Genomic DNA, 26,325 nt, shown 5'->3' on the forward strand with positions numbered 1-26,325 from the left:
ACCCAGAAGCTGCTATAAAGCAACCTCCGAGCTGATAACGCGGGTTTTTGCATGGTGTTATTCCGGGATTATCGCTGAGTTTCTAGGTGCTTTTGTATTCGGACCAGAAGTCATTCCAGTCTGCCAGATCTTGCTGCACTGGCAGTTTGCGGATTTTGATCCGACCTGCCCGAATAAGGTCCATAGCGTTCCCTGATCCTTCAAACATACCCAGATGACGGGCATCCTCGGGTCTTTCCTCGATCATTCGTTTCCAACCACGTTTGCTTGGGATAACTGCCGGGAACACATTCAAGTTTGCTAGACGAAATTGACCTTCGGGCCCTGCCATATATTGGATAAATTTGCGAGCCAGTTCTGCCTTGCGAGAACCTTTGCCGATTGAGAAAGACTCAGTAAACTGAAGGCCTCCTTCCTCTGGGATGGTAGTAGTAACATTGGCCCCATCGCGGCGTAAAACTCCGGTGATCCATTCACCAATACCTGGCATTACAGAGACTTCGCCGCTCTTTAGCGAAGAGAGCACACCGCCGTAATCATAAAATCCGCGCACCTGCGGCTTTAGTTCCAGTGTCGTCTCTTTAAGTTTACTCCACCCGGCCTCTGAAAGATTGAAAGGGGCTTCGTTACCATTGTACTGACTAAGCACGCCAAGATTGGGCAAATGCCAATCGAAATGACCGATCTTATCCTTCAGTTTTGTATCCCATAGGAGTTTGTAGCTAGAAGCTTCTTTGCGAGAAACAGCGTCTAAATTGTGAGAGATACCCAGAAAGCCAAACCGGCTGATCATGGCGTAAAGTTTGTCATCAACCCAGTGGCCTGGGAACTTATGGAACTCATGAAAGAAATCATCGAGAGGGTAGTCTGAAGGGTCCAACTGTTCTACAAAATCAGCAGCTACCAATTGATGCACGTACTCAGCATCCGCATGGACCAGATCATAAGTGCCACGCGGAGATTGGCTTAGCAGCGCCAACATCTGCTCGCCGCCAACGTAGTACTTTGGTGTAATCTTTACGCGATTTAATTCCTCAAACTCAGCGACAGCGTCAGGCTCCGCCTGCCCATACCACGCCAACATGGTCAACTCAGTTATGGTTTGAGCGCGCAATATATTGGGCATAGCTAGTGCGCCGGTTGCTGCCGCGCCTGATTTGATAAACAAACGGCGACTACATGAAAATTTCTGAACCATTGTTCCCTCCCTAATGGTTCAGAAACTATGGGAACACAGGGTAAAGACGGCAAACGAGCAGAATTCATGCCATGCTCAGAATTTTTCATTCTGATGAGCGTATTGTAGGTTTTATTTGATAGTAAACTTCTGGATACGAAGTAAGTCCTGCCTAACTTGTAAATATCACCCTATCGAGAAGAAGAAGTTACCTTTTTATAAATCCCAAAGTACAAAGGAAAGCTGCTACAATTAAACATACCAGCAAGAAAGCTAGCGGTATCTGCAGGTAGAATAACCTCCCCCTAAGTTGACTTAAACATTCTCGTCAAAACGTCCCCCACACGATGGAAGTCCGGATCCAGTTCGGTCTCCAGCGGAGCTATGGCGAAGTAGGCTCCTTTGCGTTGATGGAAGCCGAAGGGTGCGCAGAGGCGATTGTTTTCGATTGCTTCTGTGACGAGGGGCCGAGGTGCGATTGTGGGACCGAGGCTGGCTTCGGCGCCCTGAAGGGCCAAGTACATCTCATCGAAGTAGATTGTGTTTTCGGCTGGCTCCAGAGAAACGCCGCTTTCCTCCACCCAGTTCTCCCATATATGCGGCCTGTCTTTTGGAAGCAGACGATTGTAGTGAGTGAGGGTGTGGGCTGGATCGTTTGCTTCTGACGACAACAGCAGCGGTGAGATCACCAATCCAAACTATTCATCTGCAAGTTTCAGGAGCATATTGCTTACATCGGGGACCTCCTCAACTCTCAGGCTGAGGGAGTAAGAAGCATCCACTGCGCCGTAATGTGTATCATCTGCTACGAACTGCAACGGGCGATCACCAATGGCCTCTTGTATCAGACGGGCGTTTGGGATGATTACACGCAGCAGGCTGGTAGAAGGAGCAGCTAGTACGAAGGGTCTGTTTGAAAGGTCGTGAGAAAAACTCTGTTCGGCCTGCCGCAGTAAAGCAAAGGCGCTTCGAGTCTCCTGAAATAACCTTTCTCCGGCTGGTGTCGGCTGGTTGCGGCGTGAAACGCGGATGAACAACTTGGCCCTTAGTTCCGCTTCCAGTGCTTTGATGTGTTTGCTGACCGCACCTTCGGTAACACACAGCTCATCCGCCGCCGCTGCTATGTTTCCGCATCTCACAATCGCCTCAAAAGCTCTGAGAGAGGGAAGCCTACCCAGCAAATTTACTTTCCTATTACTCAAGTCATAATCCCAAATATTCGATTATCATCTGAGTTATAGCAGCCTAATAGGCCCAACTGGACCGAGCGTGCACATTTGGGCGTTACGAACAACAACAAGGGAACATTGAATCTCATTCACCCAAGTTTGGTGATTTTGAACTGGTAAGATGCGGACTTTGCTGACGTTCAATGCACTGCGAAAACCCCGGCCAGTGAGAGACCGTTGCTAGCGTCGAGGGCCAATTGCTGCCATTAGAGCGTTTCCATCAAGGGTTGAGCAAATTCATCCAGAAGCGTCTTCAGCTATTTTCGTGAAGGGCCTGAAGTGGCCTGTTTCATCTAGGTCTTCCCAAAAACTAACGGCCAAATCATGGCGTATTTTTATTCATTTGCCTGATGAAACTGGAAACTTTTGAAACATCACCTTCCAAGAAGCGAGAAGGAGCGTTAAGCACAAATTCTTGTACAGTTTTGGTGAAATGTGCCTGATCATAAAATCCAGCCTCCGCAGCCAAATGCGACAGGGGTAGTTCTTCACCAGAAAGTATGATTGAGACGATATAATTGAACTGTGTGATGCGAGAAAAATACTTAGGCGATACCCCAACTATCTTTTTAAACCGACTCGTCAACGTCCTTTCAGGTATATTAAGCTCTTCGATCAGGTGCTTCAGTTTAATATCTCCATAGGCTTCTTCAATAAGGCGAACTGCTTTAACGACAAAGTCTGGCGCTGAAATCGCCTTACCTGCTTGCCATTTGAGTGCTTGCTGCAAGCAAATGAGATAGTCCTCTGTATCCTTGACACCGTTAAGCTTTGCCTGCAGTACAGCTGCAAACTCCGAAGCAGTTTCGTTCACCGAAACAGTTCTGTTAACGAGCGTATCACCATAGATACCAAACAGCTCATAAAGTCCTGTTGCTGTGAACTCTGCGAGTATATGGCCTATATGTCCTTTCCAATGAACGCATGCATTGGTTTTGTACAGCTGCCCGCTAAAATGGCTAACTGGAGGTTTCATTTGAGGGATCGTTTCACCAGCCACATCAACCGTCCCGATCCCCTTCCATATATGCCCCAGTAAAGGGTAACCCGTTGGAGGCGATTGAACAGTGAGATCGTTAACTTTCTGATCCGCAACGTGGTATCCTTTAATGTAACGAAATAGCTTAGATGACGTAGGGTACTTTTTATAAATTTCCATAAAACCCTCATGGCTTGCCGTTTTTTACAAGACGCCTCATTCAGGTGTCGATAAAACGTACTCAGGCACTAAAATTAACTGGCCTCTTTATTCGAGTTTACTTATCTTCCAAATATTACCCATATTAACACCTGATCTTGCCGTAGGGTTATATAGATAATACAAATTATGATGGCCGATTTATTGTCGACTTTGTTGAGGCAGGCGGAAACTAAAAAATAACAGTCTGGGGTTTTGAAGGCTAGGCCCATACGACGAGTTCACACTTGCATTGGTGTGAGATGCAACACAAGTGACCGAACCAAAGTGCCGTAGTCCGACAAGAACAAGCCGAGATTGCATCGCCAACTTGATCACAGTTTGCAACCTATCACGCTCCAGATATCGTTACGGTACTATTTGAGGAGCGTGTTTCTGTCCTCCGCAAGCAGCATTTGTGGATTATCGAAACAACATTGCGGGAAGAAGGGGAGGTGGCAACTAGAACATCATTTTGGAAAGCCCAAACGATAACCACGGCGTTTGTCGTTTATTTCGGTGACCGCCAATTGAAGCGAGCAAGTGTGCAAACATTGAGACCCTGCACAAGTTGCGGAGCAACATCTTAGAGAATTGGGGAAAAAATGGATAACTACATTTCGTCAGTTAATGAGTTAGAGGCGCTTTTTGTCAATCGTCACAATTTAAAGAGCTTTCATTACTTCACCAATGACGAAGGAATCTACGATCACTTCTGCAAATTGGTCGCCGAGTCGGTCGAGTCGGACGAAGACCTGAGAAACGCATCGAACATTACCGAAGATGAATTACGGTTGCTAAACGACAAGTACAATCTCAATCTTACTGCTGCGTATATGAATGGACCAGAGTGTGGTTGTGGCCGGATAACCAATGGATACGACTTTATTGTGAATGCCGTATACAGACATGGGTCTGGATTCCTAAGAAATCAAAAATCTACTTACGGTGCGCAATACATTATGCCAATGAGACGAGCCATGGACTATATAGTATGCACCAATTGTGGTGACTTGCTGCCATTGAAAGCAAAGACGACTTATAAGGATTCGTCTAGCATCGACTCTTATGGACCGTGCACCACCGACAGTATCGCTGTCAGTGACAGTGCGAGCCAATAGTGATCCATCCCTGAGCTTAATCGCTCGGTAATCCCTCCATGAATGGGGGGATTACCGAGCGACATAGCGCGAATTGGATTGTCACTATAAGAAAGGTCCGCACCATAAGGCGCGGACCCAATGTTTGGACTGGCCATGACTTAGTGGCGAGACTCTATCTTGATCTATGGTTGTTTCTACTTGCTGACTGGAAGCGCCTAGACTACGGACAAATGGCAGGTATGGTCACGCTGCTACGTGCTAGAAATGTCTGGAAGTTCGGGCCAACTGCGGACTTTCGGGCTGTTCAATCAAGGATTGAACTAGCGCTCTTGAAAGATGTCATGGATGCTTTCATCTTGAGCCCAAGCGATCATTGGTACAGCACGTGGCGAAAGCGCGTTGAGACCAGTGTTGAACTCATCCTCGCTTCGAAATTTGCTGTTTCTCAACATCATACTGTAGCTCTGCGATGGTCCCGTCCTTGATTGCCTTAACCGCGTGAGAAACGAGTTCAGGAGTTACGCGAAACCATTCTTTAGGTCTTACGGCTCTGCCTGTTGGGTCTGTGAGCGAAATGACTGCGCGGGCACCCGCAAAGAAGGTGTGAAGGATATGTTCCACTTTATCGCGGCGAATTCCGTGAAGTTCATAGGTGGTAACTATATCAACGGGCGCATAAAGGAATGTGGCATCATTCCTGGCATCAGCTACGCGGCGTCGAACATCACCTGAAGTAACTCCAATTTTATGAAGGATTGCCCGCTCTTGAGCTATTTCATGCCTGGTAGACTTACTTCGTGCCACATAAATGTATCCCGTTACATTAGCCTTGTCGGCATCCCAGTTGGCATCCAGAGGGCCAAAGCCTCGGCCTTCAACGCGTCGTGCTGTTGGATCTGCATAAAGAGCCTTTTCAAGGGAGCGCATGAGAATGTCGCTCTCCGTTCCGTTAGAATAGATAACCCGTAAGCGGTGGTCTCGCCGACCACCTTTAATTGTCGCCTCTGACTTTTCTGCGACATAAGCATAAAGCCCTTTTTGGATGAAGAAATCACCCTCCAGAGTTTCTGTTTGGCCTTTTTTCGTGAATGGGAGTCGCTCCCTGTCGCCTCGGGTAATTGCCGCGTGAATATCCTCGAACAAAGGCGCAAACAGTTCAAAGTCTTTGCAGGGGACCCTTTGGCCTACGTGCTCTACCTCAGCTCGTTCCGCCGCCGCGGTTACATTGGTTGGTTTGATGATCTCATCATCTAGACCGAAATCATCATTATCCAGAATATCGTCCAGTGATAGAGCGATATCTTCAGCAACTTCATCCCGCCATGAAGGTTCAGGCTCGGGGTCGGGCACTTGGAATACACTTAGCAGTCCGTGTTTATCGTGCTCGGACAACAGTCCAACATGCGCGCCCTCCCTTACCCGTGTCAGTTTTCGCGCTAGAATGGCTTCCTGCAGATCATCAGCATTTGTGTCGGGTTTGCGTGCTTGTTGAGCAAAAAAGATGGATGCTTCCTCCAAAACAGCGCGGTCTTTCTCAGCTTCAGAAGAGAGTTTACCTCTCCCAGTATCTCTGATCTCTAACAGCCCATGAGGGTCTTCATCCGCAAGTATATCGTCCAGAGTTCTCCGTGCCATGATTATGCCTCTGCCCGCTCTCTCATTTTTTCAGCTTTTTTATTGCGAATGTAAGCGTGTGCCTCACCTAAACGTCGCTCCAAATCATCTGCTGCATTGGGATTAGGGGCACGGCCTTCCTGTTCACGGAACCGTTTGATACGGGGCCACAAAGCCACGGCTTCCTGTTCTGTCAGCGGAGTGCGCTGCGCAACCATCATGGCCTGAACCTGAGAAAGAACCTGACTGTCCAACGCCTTAGAGGCAACGTCAAATGACTCACGGAACGGGTTCACGCTATCAATCAAGTCAATGTCCAAGTCTCGAACGTTGATGAGCTTTTTTACCATTTTCAGCAAGCCATGGTGTTCATGCTCGCCGTCCTGCTCAAACTCTTCTCCGTCTTCAGCAGCACCGCCACTGTCAGAGGAACCACCTTCACCGTACACCACATCATCGGCTTGTTTGCGTGCTTCTTGCTTTGCCAGTTGCAGCACATTCATGCGAGCTGCCAGATGTTGGCGAACGGCTTCGCTCTCATCATCTGTGAGATTTTCGAACTTCTTCTCGATCACTTCAGTCATAACCATCTGAGTGACAACCTCAGGGGCGACATCCTGTGCAAGCGTGTTGCTGCCTGCTGTTTGACAAGTCAGAGCGATGAGATCTTGCATATCTTTTTCGATGATTTCTTTGGAACGGTCTGTTGGCGGTTCCATGAGTCCGCCAATTTCAACGTGAATGGTGCCGTCTCTGTCCCGCCACGGTTCAACAGGCTCATCGCCCTCCCTACGGCTGTGGAATTTGAAGTTTGGTGCCAGCACCTGTTCCATCAGCAAAGCACCAGAGATTGCCTTGAGCATATCGTTGACTGCATCCACTACAATGCCTTCTTCAGCGGCAGGCTCTGCAATCAGGTTGGTGAACTGCGCGTGAGGTTTGCCCGGTGCGTCGCGGGTGGCACGGCCAATAATCTGGATGATTTCCGTTAACGACGAACGATAGCCGATGGTTAGCGCGTGTTCACACCATGGCCAGTCAAAGCCTTCTTTTGCCATGCCTAGTGCAATGATCATGTCCACGGCATCGCGCTTCTTGGCGTTTTGCAGGGCGCTCATCACCTTCACACGGGTTTTGGGATCATCGTTCACCAGATCGGCGACCTTCAGCACCCGGCCATCCTTGGCTTTGATGAGGTCATACCCGGTGACGTCATCCACCCCCTGGTGCAATCCAATCGCGCTTTGGATGTCACCAACCTGCGTGTCTTTGTGGTCATATGCCTCAGCAGAGGCCACATGCGGAATATGGATAATGGTCTTCTTTGCCGGGTCCAACGCATCGTGCAGGGCGTCGATATAGTTGCCTCGATAGAATTTGTAGCCAATGCCAAGGGATTTCAGGTGTTCATAGCCGTCCAACTGCTCATAGTAGGAGTAAGTGACACTGGTGAACTTGGCTTCATCCTCGGGCATCAATACAGGAGCGGTATCTCCCCGGAAATAAGAGCCGGTCATCGCCATGATATGCGCTTGTTCGCGGCGTACCAGCTCCCGCAGAATTTCACCCAGCTTGTTATCTTCGGATGCGCTCACGTGGTGGAACTCATCAATGGCGATCATTGAGCTATCGAAGGCGTCCGCGCCGATTTGCTCAAAGGCAAAACGAAAGGTCGCATGGGTGCAAACCAAAATCTGGTCATCGCTCGCCATAAAGTCTTTAACAGCCTGAACTTTGCGTTTTGCGCCTTCGCCATCATCCGTTCCAGCGGTACACAAGTTCCATCTAGGGAGCACAGTCCAATCACTGTAAAAACCATAGGTGGTCAGGTCAGTGGTGCTGAAAGACGAACCGATAGAGCGTTCCGGCACCGCCACAATCACCTTGTCCAGCCCTTGGTTGATGAGCTTATCAAGGCCAAGGAACATCAGCGCGCGGCTTTTACCAGCAGCAGGCGGGGCTTTAAGTAGCAAACACTGCGCGTTGCGGGCATCATAAACCCGCGCCTGCATGGGCCGCATGCCCATGTTATTGGTGGCTTTGGACTTGCCCGACTGTGAATAGGTGACTTTAACTAAATCCGTCACTTGGCAGCCTCTTTCTTCAATTCTTCGATGCGCTTGGCGTAGCGCTTAAATAAATGTTCCAGCCGTTCACTATCGTTTTTAAACGGCCTGCCAATATACATTTTCTCTAAAAGTTCATCGTTCTTGCGGTGCGCTTCCCGCAAGTCATCCGGCATCTTGTTGGGATCGTAAAGTTGAGCAATGGTCTTGGGGTGGTGTTCTGCACGGGTCAACAAAATTTCGCGAGCAGAAGCTTCCAACGCTGCTTTATCAGCCTCGGAGAAATCCGGCACAGGGAAAGTATTCCAGCCTAAGGTATTAGAATAACGGAAACGGCTCTCCAGTTTGCCGCAAACAGTACCGATCCAAACAAGGTGGAGACGTGAAGCGATGAGGGACAGCACCCATTCGGGGCCGTCGTAGATAACTTGGTTAAGGTCTGAGGATATTACGTCGTTGCCTACGCGCTCTACGGGCAAATAAGGACGATTTTCTGATGAGACTCTAGGGATTAGAAAATCACCAGCATTGGTCGCATGAAATGTTTTAAATTGGTGAGGCCTTAAAGCCAAAGTTTCACGGGCATATTTATCGGTACTTGCTAGCCGAGTTGAACGCACTGCCTCAATGCGCTCATTGATCGGAGGGTATGTACGCGCCTCATCAAGATCATCATTGCTAATCCACAGACAGTACCGGTCTGTGCCCTTTATAAGTTCTTGGGACCCCACAAACCGCTTTATAAAACGAGAAGCATTTGGATATGCCTCCACCAATCCGTCTTTTTCTGATGGTGATAAGATTAAATTTCCGCCATCGGTCGGCTTATTACCGTAATCCATGGGAGGAAGACCAAAACCGGGCTTCATGAACTTCGAAACCACGATGTTTGGCGCATTTAACAGATAAGGATTGATATTATTTACTTGGGAGGCAACCTCACCTGAGAGCAGTTTCTTTGGAGAGTTTTTTTTATTCCCTAAACCAATAATCACGCAAACTACAGCCGCATTCGCAGAAGCATTGTTGCGCCATTTAAATGATTGGTATGCAAAGCTAATCTCCACTTTCCCTTTTAAAATTTCTGGCCATAGCGTTGCAACTGACGTGCCCTGACAAATAGAGTTTGTTGATACCAGTGCACCTTCGGCTTTCTTATCGCGAATATAATGTGCAAGTTTGAAATGCCAGCAGGTAACATAGTCCAGCGCAAGATAAGATTTTAGATAGCCCTCAAAGACAATCCTCATGTCTTCTTTCTGAATTTTTGATTGGTATGTGGTTCCCAAGAACGGAGGATTGCCGCAAATAAAGACCTCTTCGCTATCCTTCGGTGACGGGCACACGTCTTCCCAGTTCACACGCAAGGAGTTCGCGTTGACGATGTTGCCGCCATGTTTTAGCGGCAAACTAGCCTGTTTGCGCCCAAAGGCTTCTTCAAAGCGTTTGTTAGCCTGATACTCTGCAATAAACAGCGCCAGTTTTGCGGTTTCTGCTGCAAAGTCGGTAATCTCAATGCCGTAGAAATTTGAAAGTGAAATGGCTGACCAGAATGGAATCTGAACGCTGCGGTCCAGCTCCCGCAAGCGCTGCCAGATCCTAACTTCCCGCTCCCTCAGTTCCCTGTATGCCACCACAAGGAAGTTACCGGACCCACAGGCGGGATCAAACACCTTGATGCCCTCAAGGCGGGTCCGCACCTTGTCCAGATCAGAGGCTTTATTCCACGCCTTCTCAATCTGCTCATCTAGACCATCAAGAAACAGCGGGCCAATCACCTTCATGATGTTGGGTACACTGGTATAGTGCATACCAAGTTCAGCACGGGCTTTGGGGTCCGCAATAGACTGGATCATGGACCCGAAAATATCCGGGTTGATCTCTTTCCAGTCCAGCCCCGCTGCATCTTTTAGATATTGAAACGCAGAGGCGCTGAATTCTGGTACATCGCTGACACCAGCAAACAAGCCGCCATTCACATAGGGGAATTCATCTGCCCATTTGGGTAGATCACCTCGCCGCCCTTCTGGCAGGGTCATGGCTTTGAAAGCGCTCAGGATGGTATCATGCGCCGTCTCTCCCCGTTTGCCGCCATATTCTGTGATGGCCTTAGAAAACAGGTTATCCGGGAAGATGCCCGTATCCTCTGCAAACAAACAAAAGATGATGCGCGTCATGAACTGGTTCATGTCATGACGGCGCTCATCACTTGCCCATTCCGGGTTCTTTTTGGTCAGTGCATCATAGAGCTTGGCAAGACGGCTGGTTGCGCGAATATCAACCGGGTTTTCCTGAGCGGCCTGAAAGCGCTCATATCCTGATAGAGGCAAGAAAAACCCGAACTTATCCTTCAGCTCATTAAACTCGCAAAACAGCGGCTCACCGCTCTTCATATCTCTTGCTGCCACCTGTTTGCCGTCACTGGTGATTACAACACGCACTTTGCGGCTGGTGGTTGCTTTCGCCGCGCTGAGAGCGTCCAGCATCGCTTCTGCCTCATCGGGTGCAGATGGGGCATAGTGGAATTTACCATTGAGCAGAACGCCACCGGCCTCCTTCATGTCAGAACGGTTGAGTGAGCCTGATTTCAGCTTTGATAGATTGGCCTGAGAGGCACCCAGCGCCTCTGCAAAGTGAAAGGGAAACGCTTCTGCATCAAACCCCTTTGCCGCCAAAGCTTCAAAAGCTTCTTCAATCTCAACTACATTCACGGTGGGAATTCCTTTTTAATTCAACAGCGGTTAAAATAGAGATAGGATCTAGAGTTGCAATAGTCGTTTACAGGGTACCGTCAGATATATGGCGTTACCTAAAGATTACGGTGATGGACGTAATAGATAAACGTACTGGGGAACCTTTTCCGCAGCGTTCGTTGCTGGGCAATCGGCAACTCTTGTCCGGTTGCGAAACATTTTACAGACGCTGCTGAGTGGCTCATTTAACTACGGAAATGGGTTTGGAGTATTAACCTTTACCAAAGCAGCAAGCTGTGAGAGATCGACCTATGGTCGAAGTCACGCACTGGCCGGGCTCGCCTAGATATAGGTTGAACGGCAGCTATTGGTCACAAGTTCCTCTTCAAGCAGGGAAAGTTCAAAGGAACATAGTCATCGCTAAGTAGCTCTCAGCTCGCTAATTGGTGCATTGCGCAGCAGTTGACTTACACGCCTACCTTGAAGGCACTCACCCGCACCAATCCGCGACTGCGGCTGTCATCCCCCCCACATCTACTGAGTAAGCTGCTGGAGAACGTGTCTTTTGTTGACGTGGTGTTGACGTGAAACTTTGCCGAGCTTCTGCGATACTCGCACGAAAGGTCTCAGAACAGCCTTCGTCTACTCCTTAGCCTGCATTGTTGCGCTCTCAATAATGCACTTGCAACCTAAAATGCAGTAAGAAACTGCCAGACCTCCCCAAACCCTTTGCACATTTCGCTGCTCCTCTTAAGCGCTACACCGCATAAGTATTTATTATGCGATTTATAGTATATTGACCGCTTATTCGTTATTTCGTATAGTAAGCTCATGTTGTCGCTTATTCGCACCCCTAAACTGCTCGGAACCTATATCCGTGAACGCCGCAAAGAGCTTGGTCTCAACCAATCCGACCTTGCTGAGAAATGCGGGACGCGTCAAGCTTCGATCTCGCTTCTCGAGACAGGCAATCCAGGCATAAAGCTAGAGAACCTTCTTCTCATTCTTTCTGTGCTGCAATTGGACCTAGCCATCCAAAACCGCGAGCAGAGCAGTCATAGCGAAATTGAGGAGTTGTTCTGATGGGACGCAGACCAGCCCATGTTGCTCTCCAAATTTTTCTAAATAATCGCCATATCGGGCAGCTGACAAAGGAACATTCAGGAGCAATTTCATTTGCTTATGCTGCTGAGTGGCTTGAGCAAGACCGGGCGATCCCTGTTTCCCTATCATTGCCGCTACGACAAAATCGCTATGTTGGCGAACCAGTATCCGCTGTCTTTGAGAATCTCCTGCCAGATTCCGCAGATCTTAAACAGCTGGTCGCCGAGCAAGTGGGCGCGCGGGGCACAGACGCTTTCAGCCTTCTCTCCAAAATCGGACGGGACTGTGTTGGTGCCCTTCAGTTTTTACCAGTTGGCACAGAGCTGCCTGAAAGTAGCTTTGAGATTACAGGCGAAGTTCTCAGCGTTCCAGAGATGGAAGCAATGCTGCTTAACCTCAAGCGTGCGCCTTTAGGGATAGACAACGAGCAAGACTTCCGCATCTCTATCGCAGGTGCACAAGAAAAGACCGCGCTTCTCTTTCACGACAGTACCTGGAAGAGACCACATGGAACAACGCCCACGACACATATCTTCAAAACACAGATTGGGCGCCTGCCCGGTGGTTTAGACTTAACCAACAGCGTGGAGAATGAATGGTATTGTCTGCAGCTGCTGCAAGCATTTGGCTTGGACGTCGCTCAGGTGGAAATGATGTGTTTTGGCGAGACTAAAGCCCTTGTGATTGAGCGCTTTGACCGACTCTGGGCAAAAGATGGGCGCCTGCTACGGTTACCGCAGGAAGACTTCTGCCAGATACGATCCGTGCCCCCAACACTGAAATACCAAAATGAAGGTGGCCCTGCCCTGCACGACATTATCGAGGTCCTGAAGGGAAGCGATAAACCTGAACAGGACATCACTACAGTTCTAAAAGCTCAGATCTTGTTTTGGCTGATTGGTGCGACTGACGGACACGCAAAAAACTTCAGTGTTTTCTTAAGCCCACAAGGCCGCTACCGCCTCACTCCAATTTATGACGTCTTAAGTGCGCAGCCAGCTTTGGATCAGGGCGTACTCAACCGCAGACAGATGAAACTTGCCATGTCTGTCGGTAATGCAAACCACTACAGGTTTGATCAGATAGCCGCACGACATTTTCTCCAAACAGCACAACGAGCAGGTGTACCGACAAACCTTGCCACAAATGCAATTGATGAGATCAAAGCATCTGCGAGCAACGCGATCTCCCAAGTTGAGGGCATTCTGCCTCAGGACTTCCCAGTCGCCCTGCACCACAGCATCTCGGCTGCCTTAACAACCCGCTTACGGATGGTTTGAGTATAACTTTTATACATCGCAAGTTGAGGACCAGTTTTGCAGCAAACGTAGAATGCTTCCCAGAACAATGTGCGGACTTTGCTGACGTTCAATGCACTGCGAAAACTCCGGCAAGTGAGAGGCTGCTGCGAGCGGCTTCATCCCTTGGTCACAAGCGAATTGCTGCATTGATAGCAACCCACACTAGTTATCTCTGAGTGACTGCGCTTCCAATGTAAGCGATGGTAGATTGAAGATCTGCTGACCCCAGCAAGCGTTGCAGCTTTCGCGATGCCTTGCCACCTCCCCTTGTTATCTGGGTGAGGTGTTATGTGCGATCTTAAAGCTTGCCATTGCTCGTCGGTTAGTTTTTGCGGCCTGCCAAGCTTCACACCCGCAAGCTTCGCGCTCTCCAAGCCAGACCGGGTTCGCTCGCGAATTACATCGCGCTCAAACTGGACAAACGCGCCCACCATATGAAAGTAGAGCATTCCACCTGGGCTATTGGTATCAACCTGTTCCTTAATGGAATGCAGATGCAAACCACGCTGCTGCAGATCCTCCATCAAAGCAATAAGGTCTTGCAGGGATCGGGAAAGACGGTCCAGCCGCCAAACGACAATGGTATCTCCCTCTCTGGCTTTATCCAGAAGGCGAGCAAGCTGAGGTTTGACAACAGCATTGCCCCTCACCCCCTTGTCAGCTAGAATCTCCTCGCAACCAGCATCGCTCAAAGCTTGCTGTTGCATTCTTAGATTCTGCTCTTCAGTAGAGACGCGAACATAGCCAAAAATCATCTTTGCAGCCTGTTTGTCCAAAAACATAAATATTGAAAAGATGCGACAATAAAAATTGAAAACTAACCAACTGTATCTGCTAAATATATTATGGTTTCAACATGTACTAAATCGATGTATAAAAACAAAATAAATGAAATACTTTTGTACATATGCAAAAATCAAGCCCAAAAAACCCTGCATTTTCAGAACAGCCAAGGCTGTTATAGACACGTACAATAACGGTCTTTTTTGGAAAATTTTGCGGGGCGGCAACGCTCAAATCTTAAAAGTTTCGCTAAATAGATCGAGCACCGCCTGCCATGCACGCGTCGTGTGCTTTGGGTGATAACCGATGCCGGCCACGGTGGCCATGGTATGAGTGGCTCCTTCAGCGAGCGATCCATCCGGCTTTCTCGGACGCGCCCAGAAAGCGTGCTTGGCTCCGCCATAGATGTTTACACGCCAGTCGACCTCGGCCTCTTGGAGCACACGGCCAAAAGTCAGAACTTGCTCAGGGGTGCAAAGGGGGTCTTCGGAGCCCGTACACAGAAGGAGGGTGCTAGTAACACCGGTCCAGTCTTCAGCCATGGGTTCTGGTAAGCTGGGATGGACGACCGCAATGGCTTTGAACGTGACGCCGATCCTTGCAAGTTCGAGCACGATTTGGCCACCAGCACCATAGCCGAGAGCAGCAATGCGATTAGGGTCAACACCTGGTTGCGCGAGTAGGATATCAAGCGCGGCACAGCCGATAGCCTGCATCCGTTCAACATTGGCCAACAAGGGCATGACCCGGGCCAGCATCGCATCCGGCCGATTAAAGAACACCTCACCGCCGTGATAATCCATCGCCAAAGCTAGATAGCCGTGCGCGGCCAGATCGTCGGCCCGCTGCCGTTGATACTCGTCAAGGCCAACCCCATCATGTCCAATCAACACCGCCGGCCAGGGCCCAGGACTGTCCGGCTGCGCCAGATGGGCTATCATGCTCAGGCCGTCAACGTCATAGGTGATTTCACGCGTTGCAATCATCATTTTACTTTCTGTTGAGCGAGTAGGGCAAGACTCGCCATGTCAGGCAGCAAGCATGAGTAGCGGACCGTTGTTGTTGGCGGCAGTCTCCGACATTCGGTCGAACCTCGCGTCCGTCAGCTCGTGGACGATCCGAAGATGAGTTCCACCTGTCGCGTTAGGAGTGATTATGAATGTTACAGTGCTTTCAAGGAAAGGCGGACTATCATCGCACAGCCTGTAGCGGACTTCTTGGCCGGAGGTGGTGCTGATTGCATCGGGGTCGGCCAGCATATCCTTTGGCAACCACCTTTCTCGAAATTCGGGAATACTGATAGTGCGCCAGACCTTCTGTGGTGGATCATCAAAGTCAAACTCCAACTCGATGTCGCCATCTTGCTCCTTGGTCTGTTCTTCGTTCATTGGTCCATGTCCTTCAGTAAGACTTTAAGAGCTGTGATGCGAGTTGGCCAATAAGCGCGATACCTCGCCAGCCATTGAGCGATGAGAACCAATCCCTCGGGATTGACCTCGTAGTTCACGAAACGCCCCTGACGTTCTTCTCTTACGAGTTTTGCGCCTCGCAGTACGGAAAGGTGTTGCGACATTGCAGGCTGGCTAATCTCCATGCCTTTACGGAGCGCGCTAGCGTTCATGCTCCCCGCTGCCAGCTTCTCGTAGATCGCGCGGCGCGTCGGGTCTGCCAAAGCTCGGAAAATATCATTATTGATCATGCTATCACATAAGCAGATACTTATGTGATTCACAAGCATGTTTCGAGGCAGCGTTCGTTTGTCTGCATAATCAACCTCAGAAGCGCTCCATAAACCGTCATTTTTGTACAAACACAGATCTCTATGGTTAGCCTGACAATCTATGTTTGCAGTCAATTTGGTGCACATTGGCTATCGGGGCCACCGTTAGCCTTGGAGCCCCCTGATCAGAGATGCTAATATATGGCATTCTCAAGCACCACGGTTTCGCCTAAAAACGCTCTTCATCCTTAGCAAACGTGACAACACGAGCTGAGATATTGCGAAGCTTCAACTCTTCGACAAATGCCTTGCAACCCGTTTCATAGACACATCGAGATTTGTAAGGCAGTCCCAGCAGCAGCGAGACTTTCCATTCTCCTGTGCTCATGGCCTCCCCTACCCCTTTGACTTTTAGAAGGCGCACGAACGGGGCATTGAGATCGGCAAACACAACATGGGCTCCACCTTCCTCAAAATAATCGCCGTTCTGTTCGACAAACTCCAATGTGGCTTCCAATGAAGAATCCCAAGCAGCCTCCAACACCTCAGAAAATGAGATGACTTCAGCGCGGTTAATTGCTGTCTGCTTTGTTGGAAATGTGAGGATCTTGGCATTCATGTTGTGCTCCCTTGTGATCAAGAGACTTGAACGGCTTGCAAAAACCATGATGTTCATTCCGTCTCAATGAGGTCCGTTTCATTTCCCTTGCCAAACAAACAGGTGTGCGGGAGCTAGTGAGAAGAGAGGCTGTCCATAGTCTCCCGCAGCCCTAAGGGCGAGGAAGATTGTGGTCAGGTGAGCGATGATCTAGGTCACGTGAGGGCGTGAGCCCTTAAAGCTTCCCCTCAGGTCATAACGACAGAAAAGAATGATCAGTAGTGCTGCTTGCTGGAAGCTGGCATGTGTTGGGTGCGGCCATCGCTTGCCAGCTTCCAGCCCTTCTAAAAACATGAGTGAACTGGATTGTAAGTTCGAAGTGGGATCTGCTGATCCCGCGAAGGGCTTGCAAGCTAGGGCACGCCGCTTTCATACTTTCCCAGATGAAGACTTTGGAGAGAGTGTGCGTCGTGGGATCGGCAAATCCCGCAGAGCACCGGCCTGCGCACGGCTTAGTTCCAAATAAGACAATAAGGCAGATGAAAGCCTCCCCACGTCAGGAGGCATTCAGGAAGGTGATGAGCTGTTCCATCTTCTCTAAAGACAGATGTTGAATTTCCAGATCACAATAAGTGCTGTCTGGCCGGATCTCGAAAGCACCGCGAGCACCCGCATCAAAGCTTTGAATAGCCTTGCGCAAACTGTACCTGCCGTGAATATTCACACACGCCTCTTCCGGAGCTGCCCGATTGACCGCATCTGCAATCTTGCGTTTCTTATCGTGATGATCAGCAATCGCCGCCAGTACCTTAAAGGCCAGCGGGAACGCTGGCTCTGTGATGTGCCGTTTGATCTCCTTCAGGACTTGCTCAGGATGGGATGTAAACCGGTCAAGCGCAAACGTTCGCCGCAAGGCTGGCTGCTCTCCCCAGGGAGCATATTCTTTCAGATTGCGCCAATAGTGACTGTCTCCCAAATCATGCCGCAGGCTGGCATTGGTTCGTATGCGGCCGCGCTCTTTCATAAAGCTGATGACCAAGGCTCCCATGGGAGCCTCAACCGTGACAAGATGGCCTTGGGAGAGGATTGTCCCCTCCCCCTCAAACAACATTCTGGCGACCGGTAAAACCATTTCTTCCAGTGTCATGCCGCCGCTCCAAGTGCATAGTTACGGCGACTAGGACGAGACGGGCGCGTGCTGCCATGTGCATCCCTGATATCATCCATTGAATAGGTGCCACGGCTGCGAGACTTCCATCCGGACGGGCGATAATTCCACTTCTGCTTTTTCTTGGCATATTTGAAGCCTGCCTGTTTCAGGGTTTCTTTATGTTCTCGGGTATTTCCACCAACCCACACCCATGCACCGCAGATTTCAATTTCCAGCCCATCCAGATCAATAATAGCGTTGATCGCCGCGTTGAGTTCTTCGCCGTAATTACAATCGCTGCCCTCTTGGGTCTGTGTGCTGGTTGCATCGCGCAGCACATCAAAGGCTGCATTAACAAGCTTCATCATCTCAGCCCCAGCCGGATTCAGGTCTGGATGGTATTTCTTGGCAGCACCCTTGTAGGCGGATTTGATTTCGTCTTGTGATGCACCTGAAGAAAGTCCGAGGATGGAAAGGGCGTCTGAGATTTTCATGGTGTTTGCTCCGTCTCTGGAAGGTCCGTTTCTACTTTCCTTGCCAATAAAACGGGTGAGCGGGAGCTGGTGAGGAGTGAGGCTGTCCATGATCTCCCGGAGCCTGAAAGGTGAGGAAGATTGTGGTCAGGTGAGTGACGATCTAGTTCGCGTGAGGGCGCAAGCCCTACTGCGGTGCCTTCAGATCAAAACGACAGAAAGGAAGGGAGGAATTAGCTGATTGCGCTCAAAACGTCAGGGAAGAGTACCCAGCGACACTCATTGCTCGATGAGCGGCCAGAGCACGGAGTGCACGGAATTGCGAGAAACCTGCGTCTCATCAAATCGCACTGGTTTGTCATGAAGGCGCAAGGCAGATAGCAAGACCCATGCTCTTCCTGGTGACTGCCCGAGCTTCAGCACTGTCGCCAGGTCTGGGTCTGGTAATAATTTTGGATTGGTCATTTGGGCAGACAGGCTGGTCACATCAGATTCCAGATCAAGATTATTGATGGCTTCCCACGCCTTCAGCACGCCTTTCCATGTTGTGCCCTCACACCATGAGAGTGCCATGGCTGAAACCGGTGTCCAGCCAGCACCCACTTTCTGGCGGGAAATATTTGCAAAGATCAGACGCGATCCGCTTTCGTGCGGGTCGTGCCCGACACCTGCAAAATTAGACGAGCGATGGAGGTATTTTTTCTTTAAAAGTGCTAATTCATCTGACTGCGATGAGGAGGCTGTCTCAAATCAATGCTCGTATGTTATTATTTAGCTGTCGTAGTTTCTCCCCTGGCCAATCTTTTTCAATGGCGACCCCGTTTGCCTTGAACACATATAGCAGCAACCAAACGCATGGTCCGGTTTTTGCTGTTTCAATAACTGAAGACAGCTTTGCTGGTGGGAGCAGTTTGGGGTTAAGCAGAACGGCGGCTCTTTTTTCTCTCTTTGAAGGCGCTGTTGCCCCTGATGAAAGGCTCCAGACCGTCAATACTTGCGCTAAAGATGCTCCTTCGCACCAGGACAAAGCGCTAGCTCCCAATGCTGTCCACCCTGCGCCGTAGCACAGCTGTTGCCACCGCTCCGATGGGAAGCTTCCTAAAGATTTGAGAAGTTCACGATCAGAGGTAAGGCTATGGTCGTATTCTTTGCTCAAGTTGGGATTGTCAAACTGTTCCAGCCAATGATCGGCATTTGCATGTACTGCCATCCAAATTTCCAAAGGCAAGGGCGGCTTGAAAACTGTCAATTTAGCACTCCCCTAAGGGGGGCATCCGGATAATCAATGAGACTGCAAATCATTTCATCCAGCTCAAGTGACAGATCGAGTTGCTTGAATGGGAGACCTGCAACAGAGGTTGCTATAAACTCATGTCCGGGAAATGTCTTAAGGTAAAGCTGTATGAACGTTGCAAAAGCTTTAATGCTCATCTCTTCGAAGGTAATCTCTTTGTCGAGAATGACACAGAAGCTGGCTGGCGTTTCAGTTAACTCAAAACCATCATTATACTCAATTGAAAACGTCATGAACTCTCGAACTAATTGGAAATCATCTTTTAATTGATAATGTGATTTAATGAACTCCATGAAATCACCGTCTCTATAGAAGAGCGGGTAACCTATTTTTCCGTTCTTGATTGAGCAGGCGAACTTATCTGAGGAAAGATCTGGCATCTTATTTTCCTTACTCTTCATCTGCTTCATCAAACTTGTAGTCACCAATCAGATCCATCATACCTCCCAGATCCAAACTTAAATCTAGAGGTTTGCTATGTAAGTCTACTACAGACGTTGCTAGATATTTTGTACTGGGAAAGCGCTGCAAAAACGCCTTTATGAACTTCGCAAATGCGTAGACGCTAAAGTTATCAAAGCAAATGAATATATCTGCCTCAACTGTTAGAAAACCTGTTGTTTCTTCGACTTCCCCGCCATTTTCATATTCGATAGTGAAGTTTATATTGCCACTAAGTTCGTAAAAATCTTCTGTGATAGCGTAGTAGTCTCTGAGGAGCTGCTTCATGTCTTCAACGTTTTCAAAAAGTGGCACACCTACAAGGCCATGACTTAATAAAGCCGGAGCAGGGTAATAGTGAAACTCATTATATTCTCGTTTCTGCATGGTAATTTCCTAAATGTAATGGGGATTTATCCAAAGAGGCTGGGAAGAGGGAGCATCGGTGTGTTGGGAGGGGAACGATAAAGTACCTCTCCCTCAATATCGTGCCCGACTAATAATTGAGTATAAAAATAAACCATCTCATGAGACTGAGAAACGTCTACTCTCAAAGAAATATTCCAGCATGCCTCTGCAATTGGAGCAGGCGCATTGCAGACTGAACCGTATTTAGCGAACTGGTTTGCTATTCTTTGCTTTTCACGTTCTTCCAAGCGCGAGTTGTTTACATAATCATAATCTTCGTAAAATTCTGTAATACCGATATCATAGGTATGATACTTCTTCGAATTTTCCATTGTATACTTGGCTTCTTCGAGCCAGCACCGTCCCCGTAAGTAGCCGTCCGCCCAGGTAGATACTGTAAGTCCAGTAGCCTTGTATTCATAAAAATCTTTGTTAATCCAGTACTGGTAGGCAAAACCGCGATGTGCTTTTACCAGTCTACCTGGAATTCCAAGTTTAAAGTCATTGGCGCTAAAATCTATATTATGGTTAAATTTGTTATATATGGAGTTGCCCCGCCTTAGCCACTGGTTAGCAAACAGATCTGGTTTGCAGCAATTTTTTCTGCGTTTTTTCTTTTTCACTACTGTTCTGGTCGGTGTGTTTACAACAACATCTGGATCATAATCTGTGAACTCTTTCCCTTCTGGAATAATCTGATCACGACGTGTTCGAACTGGTGGATGGCTAGGAGATTTAGGTGTGGTTTGGGGGGGAGTGCGTCTGCCATTGTTGCGCAAAAATTCGGTCCAAGGATCACGAGTCGTGCGGCCTCTTCCTCTTGTTCCCGGTCTTGATGTTGGGGGCCGAACTACGCCCCGCGCTATCTTCATTCCCTCTGAGGCAGTTTCTGCAGCTCTTGCTACCGTATCGTGGAAGGGAGGTGTTTTAATATTGATTGCCATTGAAAAACCCACAAAAGTACTTGGTAAAACTAACTATTTTGCGCAATAAAGTCCCACTTTCCCATCTTAACTTTATTGTCGTCTTTGTCCGAAATCTCCACGCTCATCAATTCACCAAATTCAATCAGCTTGGGATTGTTTTGCTCTACGCCTGAGAAATAGATTATATCGGCAAGTTGTGTTTCCCTTGTCAGAGCTGCATCTTGTAAGACATTTAAAACCTCATCCATTTCATAAAATGTTAGGCCAGCCATAAAGCTGAGAACGGCCCAGTAAAAAAAACAGGTTTCATCATTGTAGCCCTGCTTATCTGCGTGCTTTTGTGCTTCTCCAATAAACTCAATCAGCTCTTTATGAGGAACATCTTTTGTCTCTTTGGGAAACGCCTTGCGCAGGAATTGCTCAATCTCATGGTAAAAGCTTTGCTGAGCGCAAAACATCATGTCGTCATACTGACGCTGCTCAATCTGGCGGAACGGGAATGTGGCCCGGTAATTGTCTACGGCCCAGTCCTTGTTTTCATGGGTGAACCAGCGGTAATCCTTGCCGTCTTCAGTCTCAACGCCGACTTGCAAAACATCCTCCCGCAAGCGGTAGATGGCAAAGCTTGAGGTGTAATCGTAAGGGGCGGCAATCAGTTCAATGCCCTTGAAAAAATCCTTCCACTGCTCCGGGAAGCCGTGTCGCAGGAAGCAATAGAGCACACGGGCATCATAAAACCGCAGATAAACCGGCTTTCCGCTTTCTGGCGTAATCACACTTATGAAGCGCTTGAGCGAGGTACGAAGCTCCTCAATTGGCTTACTAGAGAAGACGATAATACCAAGCTTTTCCGTAAATCCTGCTTCCAGCCATGTGGTCAGTGCCTCAGGATGCACCTTCAGGTCCACAAGCAGAGGAGTGCGATAATGGGCATCCTGCTTTTTCTCAGCAGAAGAGCCCATCAGAGGCTCCCAGCCATCCTCCCCCTTACTGCGGATAGAACCTGCAAGCTCATCTTGCCAGGACGCATCCAGCACAAGATAGGGCTTTGCTCCTACAGCTGCGCCCTGTGCTGTAATGCTCTCAAAACGGTCTTCCAAACTCACGATACTCACCCCTTAGCGGCTTTGTCTTCGCAAGCTTCGCAAAATGGTGAACGCGACATGCCAGGAGGAGAAGCCCCGCCAATGAGTGTGTCCCCAGATCCCGTTGAATCAGCCCCGCCGCAATCTATCGGGTCCCCCACACGTCCAGCTTGCTTGTTGTTAAACAGAACGGTCGGACTACCAGAGGCCAGGGCACGGCCATGGGGTGGAGACGGGCATACAGGGCAGGGATGAGGCGCATAGGCATCGCCTTGACGTACCGCTGCTCTGTTATTGATGATAATATTCGGGCTCCCGCCAATGGCGGGCGTTGGCGGGAAGTGGCACCCATGACCAGAACCAATATCGCCAAGGCGTGCAGCTGGTTTTCCAGACATATCGCATGTGCTCCTTATTTCTCGTAGGAGCGGCCATAGCGCTCTGCATGTGGACCGGAATAGTCGGATGGCTTTATGGTCTCCATAGGAGCAACAGGTGAGCCCTTGGAAGGCGAGCCGCCACAGTTCACTTTTACAAGTGAGCCTTCAATTTGCACACCGCCCTTGTCGATCTTGACGAAGTTGCCACCGACATTCAGGCTTATGCTCGCGCCTGCCTGAATAACAACAGCGTCCCCTGCATTGATGTAGTGGGTTGTTCCACTCTCAAAATGCTGTTTACCTTTGGCCTCTAAACGCCAGTTCTCGTCAACAAGCGTGATTGCATTGCGCACCACATGAGTAACCTTATCTCCCACAACCTTCAGGAAATCGCTGATCTTGACAAGGCGGAGTGCAGAGCCGTCAATTTGAGTATGTTCTGACCCCTTCACCTGTTCGCGGTGATCTCCGCCCACCTCAATATCCTTTGATCCGCCTATAGATTCAGACTGAGATCCTTCGATACGTTTGTGGCGGTTGGCCCCCACCTTCCAGGTCTCATTGTTCTCAACAACACCGTTGTGGAACTTCTGGGCGTGGAACCAGACTTCCTCTTGCCCGCCCTCATCCTCAAAGCGGAGCTCATTGGACCCTGTCGCCTTGTGGCTGTCTGACTTCAGGACCATGCGGGTTTTGAAGTCTGGAAGCTTGTTCGGCGTACGATTGTTGTTGTGGTAGGTGCGTCCCGTGATGATGGGTTGGTCCGGGTCGCCTTCGAGGAAGTCTACGATGACTTCGTGGCCGATGCGGGGGATGGCGATATGGCCCCAGCTGGCGCCGGCCCAGTTGGAGGAAACGCGGATCCAGCAGGAGGAAGTGTCGTTCTTCTGGCCATGACGATCCCAGGGGAACCAGACTTTCACCCGGCCATGTTCATCACAGTAAATCTCTTCACCTTCCGGCCCGGTGACATGAGCGATCTGAGGGCCATCCACCAAGGGCTTTTTGAGCAGTTTGGGCCGGTATGGCAGGCGGGCGGGCATAACCTCAAAGCCGGCGCTGTAAGTGGTGGTGCCGCTGCCAGCCTCCTCAGCCACGGCCTGCGGCTGGCTGCCCTGATGCGAGACAGTGAGCAAATGATACTTGATGTTGTAATCACTGTTCGGGTGGTCGTTCAGCGCAAACTGATGTCCGGCCATCAGGTGAATAGCATTTGTCGCGCCGTGGCCCGTGGTGGCCTCTACACGCGCTGCCTCCAGCCGGTGTTTTGTGAACGGCTTGCCAACGCCATCTGCCTTGTAGCGCCCCGGATATTCATAGAGTGCATAGTCTCCAGCAGAGCCGTTGTCTTCACCGCGCTGATGAGCGTGTTGCTGGTTGTAAGGCGGGTTCTTGAAGGAGTAATCGCGCTGCATGAAGCTGGTGGCTCGCAGCTGCTCACGCAGGACAAAGCTGTTGCAATAGACGCCTTTGACAGCCCCGCCTGCCATGGCGTTGTATTCCAGCTTGGGCTGGTCTGGTAGCTGCGAGACAATCTGAGGGTTATCAATGAACTGCAGCGTATGCTGGCCATTGGCGCCATAGGTGAAGTAGTACCAGATGCCTTCTTCTGCCGTGATGCGATCTAAAAAGCTTAAGTGACTTTCCCGGTACTGCACGCAGTATTCGCGGGCTTCATGAGGCTCGGTCAGATCCCACTTCACATCCTCTACGCCGTGTTCTTTCAGCAGGATCTTGACGATCTCAGGTACGCTTTTCTTCTGGAAGATCCGGCAGTCAGAGCCATGGGCGAGCCGGTGCAGACTGGGCAGCAGCGTCAGCGAGTAACTGGTGCGGTGATGGCCTTCATTGCCGCGGGCAATCTCGGCGACTACCCCAGAGAGATGGCGCAGGCCCTCGTATTTATGATGGATGGTCAACGTGGCGGGCGTATCGAGCAGGCTATGCAAGTCCAGCGCATTGTCGGGGCTGGCCAGCTCAATCTGGATCTGCGTGAGCCCATTGAGGCGCTCTGTTGCCGAGAACCCGGTGACCAACAACTCCGCGTTGGGCTGCGCAGGAGCGGCAAAGGTGAAGGCCAGATCTTGTTCCTGGAAGAGTTGCGGGATTTGGACAATAGCATTCATAACAAACTCACTGGCAAAGGAAAAAATAAAGGAAGCATAAGAATTGAGAGTGGTCTGGCGGGCTTCGTTAGGGCCTCACTCTGGTGGCGGATAGGGTTTGCCAGTAGAGGAAGACGACGGACACAACACACCGGGAGCAACCAGTTTTTCATCGTCACGCTGGAAGTCATTCAGGAAAGTTTGGTCACAGGAGCGGTATCCAGCTGCGATAGCCTGAGTACGGGCGTAGTCGGTGAGCACAACCCCAAGAAAGGCCCCGCCAACAGCAACGGTTAGGAACACGACCGAAAAGCTTTTAACCGAGCTCTTGACCCATCGTTGCCCCCACGGTGTAAGAGCGAAATGGAGAACAGGAAGACAAAGCCCTCCAAGAACCCATTGGGTCTTTCCGCGCGGGACAATCAGAAGGTCCTGTGTCTGTCCGAATAAAAGAAAGATGTCAGAGAGGATGATCCAGCACAGAAAGATAACCAGACAATCCAAAAACAGCATTGCGACATGTGTCCGTTTGAGATCAGCAGCAAGCCAATTTGCGGATTTCTCAATGCGGTCAAAACACCAGTCAAACATCGCTACCTCCGGTAGATCTGGTTATACAGATCTGAACCGCCAAAGTGCCAGATGATCTCACGCTCTAGCCGATACAAAAAACTATTGCTGCGGCGTTCAAACTCTTCCACCTTCTGGCGCATGGAAACTTGTGCTTCACGAATGATCTGCCCTGTCTCCTGAATTCCATGGGCAATTGCCTTACCTGTCCAGTGCAGAGCTTGGCCAAGTTTTTCCCGGATACCAAATGCCTTATCGAGTTCGGCTAAAGCAATACCAGCGATCATTCCAACAACGATCGCTCCTCCAGCAACTGCAAGGGCGGGAAGCGCAATCACAGTCAGTCCAGCCAACCAACCAGCTGCCAACGTCCCGGCAGCCAGTGCCACCGTACCAATAGCAACATCAGTAATGATGTTGGCAAACAGTTCGTGATAGAGCTGCTCATCACTCATGATGAACTGCATCACATCGAGCACTACATAACAGGTGATCATGATGACTGCGTTGGAGCGTCCAGCTGACTTAAGTGCCTCCGGGCCTATGCCAAAGGCAACGACTTTGGGGGATGTGGACAGATACCGTGTACCCTTCAAGGTCTCACGCAGGGCGGAGTATCCCTTAAACACCACATAGGTCTTGCCGTTCACTACCTTTGTGTAATAGCGCCCCTGCAAACCAATTTCCTTTAGGAGTGTCTGACCACCCTTCATATCGCGCAGCAGCACTGGCAGGCTCGCCAAGTCCAGAGCACCGCCGGTTGTTGTTCCAAGGCTTTGATGGGCGTCCACTACGGCTTGCGCAAAGAGCTCCATATCCATCACGACAGCTTCTTCCTGGCGTGGATTGATCAGCTCTGCAGCCATACGTTGTTCCGCCAGCGGATAGACCATCAGAATATCTCCTTGTGGGGCTGTTCCCCTGGCCT

At 49.8% G+C, this 26,325-nt stretch carries 28 protein-coding genes; 4 read left to right on the plus strand and 24 right to left on the minus strand.

What is annotated here, in order from left to right:
• Nucleotides 1-82: 82 nt before the first annotated feature.
• The 4 genes from PsW74_RS19655 to PsW74_RS19665 all read right to left on the minus strand — a co-directional run bounded on the left by PsW74_RS19655 (nucleotide 83) and on the right by PsW74_RS19665 (nucleotide 3,565).
• Nucleotides 83-1,198 (minus strand): spermidine/putrescine ABC transporter substrate-binding protein, encoded by a 1,116-nt coding sequence (locus tag PsW74_RS19655; protein WP_063289888.1) that lies wholly within the window; start codon nucleotides 1,196-1,198, stop codon nucleotides 83-85.
• Nucleotides 1,199-1,482: 284 nt separating this feature from the next.
• The gene (locus tag PsW74_RS29435) at nucleotides 1,483-1,866 is read right to left on the minus strand and encodes a LysR substrate-binding domain-containing protein (protein WP_244271781.1); all 384 of its coding nucleotides are present in this window, start codon (nucleotides 1,864-1,866) and stop codon (nucleotides 1,483-1,485) included.
• A 9-nt stretch (nucleotides 1,867-1,875) separates the two neighbouring features.
• On the minus strand, nucleotides 1,876-2,379 hold the full coding sequence (locus PsW74_RS29440) for a LysR family transcriptional regulator (RefSeq protein ID WP_343229277.1): 504 nt from the start codon (nucleotides 2,377-2,379) through the stop codon (nucleotides 1,876-1,878).
• 349 nt (nucleotides 2,380-2,728) lie between these two features.
• Entirely contained in the window at nucleotides 2,729-3,565 is an 837-nt protein-coding gene (locus PsW74_RS19665) for an AraC family transcriptional regulator (RefSeq protein WP_063289751.1), read from the minus strand.
• A 623-nt stretch (nucleotides 3,566-4,188) separates the two neighbouring features.
• Here PsW74_RS19665 and PsW74_RS19670 point away from each other — a divergent pair.
• On the plus strand, nucleotides 4,189-4,704 hold the full coding sequence (locus PsW74_RS19670; RefSeq protein ID WP_063289750.1) for a hypothetical protein: 516 nt from the start codon (nucleotides 4,189-4,191) through the stop codon (nucleotides 4,702-4,704).
• A gap of 399 nt (nucleotides 4,705-5,103) precedes the next feature.
• Here PsW74_RS19670 and PsW74_RS19675 read toward each other — a convergent pair whose 3' ends face one another.
• Genes PsW74_RS19675 through PsW74_RS19685 form a run of 3 tightly spaced genes read right to left on the minus strand, consistent with a single transcriptional unit; the run spans nucleotide 5,104 to nucleotide 11,077 of the window.
• Entirely contained in the window at nucleotides 5,104-6,321 is a 1,218-nt protein-coding gene (locus PsW74_RS19675) for a GIY-YIG nuclease family protein (RefSeq protein ID WP_063287061.1), read from the minus strand.
• Between the two features lie 2 nt (nucleotides 6,322-6,323).
• Nucleotides 6,324-8,387, minus strand: a complete 2,064-nt coding sequence (locus tag PsW74_RS19680; RefSeq protein ID WP_063287060.1) for a DEAD/DEAH box helicase — start codon at nucleotides 8,385-8,387, stop codon at nucleotides 6,324-6,326.
• A complete protein-coding gene (locus tag PsW74_RS19685) occupies nucleotides 8,384-11,077 on the minus strand; it encodes a DNA methyltransferase (protein ID WP_063287059.1) in 2,694 nt (897 codons plus the stop codon). The genes PsW74_RS19680 and PsW74_RS19685 overlap by 4 nt, the downstream gene beginning before the upstream one ends.
• A gap of 813 nt (nucleotides 11,078-11,890) precedes the next feature.
• On the opposite strand from PsW74_RS19685, the gene PsW74_RS19690 reads away from it, so the two are divergent.
• A complete protein-coding gene (locus PsW74_RS19690) occupies nucleotides 11,891-12,142 on the plus strand; it encodes a helix-turn-helix domain-containing protein (RefSeq protein ID WP_063287058.1) in 252 nt (83 codons plus the stop codon).
• Complete coding sequence (locus PsW74_RS19695) at nucleotides 12,142-13,443, plus strand: type II toxin-antitoxin system HipA family toxin (protein ID WP_063287057.1); 1,302 nt, start codon at nucleotides 12,142-12,144, stop codon at nucleotides 13,441-13,443. The genes PsW74_RS19690 and PsW74_RS19695 overlap by 1 nt, the downstream gene beginning before the upstream one ends.
• 137 nt (nucleotides 13,444-13,580) lie before the next feature.
• On the opposite strand, the gene PsW74_RS19700 is transcribed toward PsW74_RS19695, so the two are convergent.
• The 5 genes from PsW74_RS19700 to PsW74_RS19720 all read right to left on the minus strand — a co-directional run bounded on the left by PsW74_RS19700 (nucleotide 13,581) and on the right by PsW74_RS19720 (nucleotide 16,586).
• The gene (locus tag PsW74_RS19700) at nucleotides 13,581-14,219 is read right to left on the minus strand and encodes a recombinase family protein (RefSeq protein WP_082830649.1); all 639 of its coding nucleotides are present in this window, start codon (nucleotides 14,217-14,219) and stop codon (nucleotides 13,581-13,583) included.
• Between the two features lie 258 nt (nucleotides 14,220-14,477).
• Nucleotides 14,478-15,236: a dienelactone hydrolase family protein gene (locus PsW74_RS19705; protein ID WP_206599946.1), complete on the minus strand. Its 759-nt coding sequence runs from the start codon at nucleotides 15,234-15,236 to the stop codon at nucleotides 14,478-14,480.
• Between the two features lie 39 nt (nucleotides 15,237-15,275).
• Nucleotides 15,276-15,635 (minus strand): SRPBCC domain-containing protein, encoded by a 360-nt coding sequence (locus PsW74_RS19710; protein WP_063287055.1) that lies wholly within the window; start codon nucleotides 15,633-15,635, stop codon nucleotides 15,276-15,278.
• The gene (locus tag PsW74_RS19715; protein ID WP_063287065.1) at nucleotides 15,632-15,946 is read right to left on the minus strand and encodes a metalloregulator ArsR/SmtB family transcription factor; all 315 of its coding nucleotides are present in this window, start codon (nucleotides 15,944-15,946) and stop codon (nucleotides 15,632-15,634) included. Before PsW74_RS19715 ends, PsW74_RS19710 begins: the two co-directional genes overlap by 4 nt.
• Before the next feature lie 250 nt (nucleotides 15,947-16,196).
• Nucleotides 16,197-16,586, minus strand: coding sequence for a hypothetical protein (locus PsW74_RS19720; RefSeq protein WP_153041671.1), 390 nt, complete (start codon nucleotides 16,584-16,586; stop codon nucleotides 16,197-16,199).
• A 250-nt stretch (nucleotides 16,587-16,836) separates the two neighbouring features.
• On the opposite strand from PsW74_RS19720, the gene PsW74_RS29145 reads away from it, so the two are divergent.
• Nucleotides 16,837-17,091: a hypothetical protein gene (locus PsW74_RS29145; RefSeq protein WP_153041670.1), complete on the plus strand. Its 255-nt coding sequence runs from the start codon at nucleotides 16,837-16,839 to the stop codon at nucleotides 17,089-17,091.
• 30 nt (nucleotides 17,092-17,121) lie between these two features.
• Here the strand turns inward: PsW74_RS29145 and PsW74_RS19725 are convergent, their stop codons facing one another.
• The 12 genes from PsW74_RS19725 to PsW74_RS19780 form a co-directional block, all read right to left on the minus strand.
• Entirely contained in the window at nucleotides 17,122-17,712 is a 591-nt protein-coding gene (locus tag PsW74_RS19725; protein ID WP_063287053.1) for a hypothetical protein, read from the minus strand.
• Nucleotides 17,709-18,209 carry a DnaJ domain-containing protein gene (locus PsW74_RS19730; protein ID WP_063287064.1) on the minus strand — a complete coding sequence of 167 codons (501 nt, stop codon included), beginning with the start codon at nucleotides 18,207-18,209 and terminating at the stop codon, nucleotides 17,709-17,711. Before PsW74_RS19730 ends, PsW74_RS19725 begins: the two co-directional genes overlap by 4 nt.
• Nucleotides 18,210-18,467: 258 nt before the next feature.
• On the minus strand, nucleotides 18,468-18,761 hold the full coding sequence (locus PsW74_RS19735; protein WP_153041669.1) for a hypothetical protein: 294 nt from the start codon (nucleotides 18,759-18,761) through the stop codon (nucleotides 18,468-18,470).
• Between the two features lie 172 nt (nucleotides 18,762-18,933).
• Nucleotides 18,934-19,437 carry a hypothetical protein gene (locus PsW74_RS19740; RefSeq protein ID WP_153041668.1) on the minus strand — a complete coding sequence of 168 codons (504 nt, stop codon included), beginning with the start codon at nucleotides 19,435-19,437 and terminating at the stop codon, nucleotides 18,934-18,936.
• Nucleotides 19,434-19,862, minus strand: a complete 429-nt coding sequence (locus tag PsW74_RS19745) for a hypothetical protein (RefSeq protein ID WP_153041667.1) — start codon at nucleotides 19,860-19,862, stop codon at nucleotides 19,434-19,436. The genes PsW74_RS19740 and PsW74_RS19745 overlap by 4 nt, the downstream gene beginning before the upstream one ends.
• Before the next feature lie 10 nt (nucleotides 19,863-19,872).
• The gene (locus PsW74_RS19750) at nucleotides 19,873-20,310 is read right to left on the minus strand and encodes a hypothetical protein (protein ID WP_063287049.1); all 438 of its coding nucleotides are present in this window, start codon (nucleotides 20,308-20,310) and stop codon (nucleotides 19,873-19,875) included.
• Nucleotides 20,311-20,336: 26 nt separating this feature from the next.
• Nucleotides 20,337-21,275: a hypothetical protein gene (locus PsW74_RS19755; RefSeq protein WP_153041666.1), complete on the minus strand. Its 939-nt coding sequence runs from the start codon at nucleotides 21,273-21,275 to the stop codon at nucleotides 20,337-20,339.
• Nucleotides 21,276-21,304: 29 nt separating this feature from the next.
• Nucleotides 21,305-22,363 carry a DUF4123 domain-containing protein gene (locus PsW74_RS19760; RefSeq protein WP_193775914.1) on the minus strand — a complete coding sequence of 353 codons (1,059 nt, stop codon included), beginning with the start codon at nucleotides 22,361-22,363 and terminating at the stop codon, nucleotides 21,305-21,307.
• Between the two features lie 5 nt (nucleotides 22,364-22,368).
• Nucleotides 22,369-22,740, minus strand: a complete 372-nt coding sequence (locus PsW74_RS19765; RefSeq protein WP_063287046.1) for a PAAR domain-containing protein — start codon at nucleotides 22,738-22,740, stop codon at nucleotides 22,369-22,371.
• A 14-nt stretch (nucleotides 22,741-22,754) separates the two neighbouring features.
• The gene (gene tssI / locus PsW74_RS19770; protein ID WP_063305862.1) at nucleotides 22,755-24,848 is read right to left on the minus strand and encodes a type VI secretion system tip protein TssI/VgrG; all 2,094 of its coding nucleotides are present in this window, start codon (nucleotides 24,846-24,848) and stop codon (nucleotides 22,755-22,757) included.
• A gap of 75 nt (nucleotides 24,849-24,923) precedes the next feature.
• Nucleotides 24,924-25,418 carry a hypothetical protein gene (locus PsW74_RS19775; RefSeq protein ID WP_063287044.1) on the minus strand — a complete coding sequence of 165 codons (495 nt, stop codon included), beginning with the start codon at nucleotides 25,416-25,418 and terminating at the stop codon, nucleotides 24,924-24,926.
• 2 nt (nucleotides 25,419-25,420) lie between these two features.
• A partial coding sequence (locus tag PsW74_RS19780; RefSeq protein ID WP_206599947.1) for a hypothetical protein occupies nucleotides 25,421-26,325 on the minus strand: 905 nt, incomplete at its 5' end.

Source organism: Pseudovibrio sp. W74 (assembly GCF_001623085.1).
In the GTDB taxonomy this organism is placed as follows: domain Bacteria; phylum Pseudomonadota; class Alphaproteobacteria; order Rhizobiales; family Stappiaceae; genus Pseudovibrio.

Bases quoted from the DNA above. Each gene is read 5' to 3' on its own strand.
- PsW74_RS19775 (WP_063287044.1), bottom strand. From the start codon at position 25,418: ATGTTTGACTGGTGTTTTGACCGCATTGAGAAATCCGCAAATTGGCTT.
- PsW74_RS19695 (WP_063287057.1), top strand. From the start codon at position 12,142: ATGGGACGCAGACCAGCCCATGTTGCTCTCCAAATTTTTCTAAATAAT.
- PsW74_RS19755 (WP_153041666.1), bottom strand. From the start codon at position 21,275: ATGGCAATCAATATTAAAACACCTCCCTTCCACGATACGGTAGCAAGA.
- PsW74_RS19765 (WP_063287046.1), bottom strand. From the start codon at position 22,740: ATGTCTGGAAAACCAGCTGCACGCCTTGGCGATATTGGTTCTGGTCAT.
- PsW74_RS19715 (WP_063287065.1), bottom strand. From the start codon at position 15,946: ATGATCAATAATGATATTTTCCGAGCTTTGGCAGACCCGACGCGCCGC.
- PsW74_RS19655 (WP_063289888.1), bottom strand. From the start codon at position 1,198: ATGGTTCAGAAATTTTCATGTAGTCGCCGTTTGTTTATCAAATCAGGC.
- PsW74_RS19730 (WP_063287064.1), bottom strand. From the start codon at position 18,209: ATGAAAATCTCAGACGCCCTTTCCATCCTCGGACTTTCTTCAGGTGCA.
- PsW74_RS19725 (WP_063287053.1), bottom strand. From the start codon at position 17,712: ATGACACTGGAAGAAATGGTTTTACCGGTCGCCAGAATGTTGTTTGAG.
- PsW74_RS29145 (WP_153041670.1), top strand. From the start codon at position 16,837: ATGATCAGTAGTGCTGCTTGCTGGAAGCTGGCATGTGTTGGGTGCGGC.
- PsW74_RS19720 (WP_153041671.1), bottom strand. From the start codon at position 16,586: ATGAATGCCAAGATCCTCACATTTCCAACAAAGCAGACAGCAATTAAC.
- PsW74_RS19690 (WP_063287058.1), top strand. From the start codon at position 11,891: ATGTTGTCGCTTATTCGCACCCCTAAACTGCTCGGAACCTATATCCGT.
- PsW74_RS19670 (WP_063289750.1), top strand. From the start codon at position 4,189: ATGGATAACTACATTTCGTCAGTTAATGAGTTAGAGGCGCTTTTTGTC.
- tssI (WP_063305862.1), bottom strand. From the start codon at position 24,848: ATGAATGCTATTGTCCAAATCCCGCAACTCTTCCAGGAACAAGATCTG.
- PsW74_RS19735 (WP_153041669.1), bottom strand. From the start codon at position 18,761: ATGGCACTCTCATGGTGTGAGGGCACAACATGGAAAGGCGTGCTGAAG.
- PsW74_RS19665 (WP_063289751.1), bottom strand. From the start codon at position 3,565: ATGGAAATTTATAAAAAGTACCCTACGTCATCTAAGCTATTTCGTTAC.
- PsW74_RS19750 (WP_063287049.1), bottom strand. From the start codon at position 20,310: ATGCAGAAACGAGAATATAATGAGTTTCACTATTACCCTGCTCCGGCT.
- PsW74_RS19700 (WP_082830649.1), bottom strand. From the start codon at position 14,219: ATGATTTTTGGCTATGTTCGCGTCTCTACTGAAGAGCAGAATCTAAGA.
- PsW74_RS19675 (WP_063287061.1), bottom strand. From the start codon at position 6,321: ATGGCACGGAGAACTCTGGACGATATACTTGCGGATGAAGACCCTCAT.
- PsW74_RS19705 (WP_206599946.1), bottom strand. From the start codon at position 15,236: ATGATGATTGCAACGCGTGAAATCACCTATGACGTTGACGGCCTGAGC.
- PsW74_RS19745 (WP_153041667.1), bottom strand. From the start codon at position 19,862: ATGCCAGATCTTTCCTCAGATAAGTTCGCCTGCTCAATCAAGAACGGA.
- PsW74_RS19710 (WP_063287055.1), bottom strand. From the start codon at position 15,635: ATGAACGAAGAACAGACCAAGGAGCAAGATGGCGACATCGAGTTGGAG.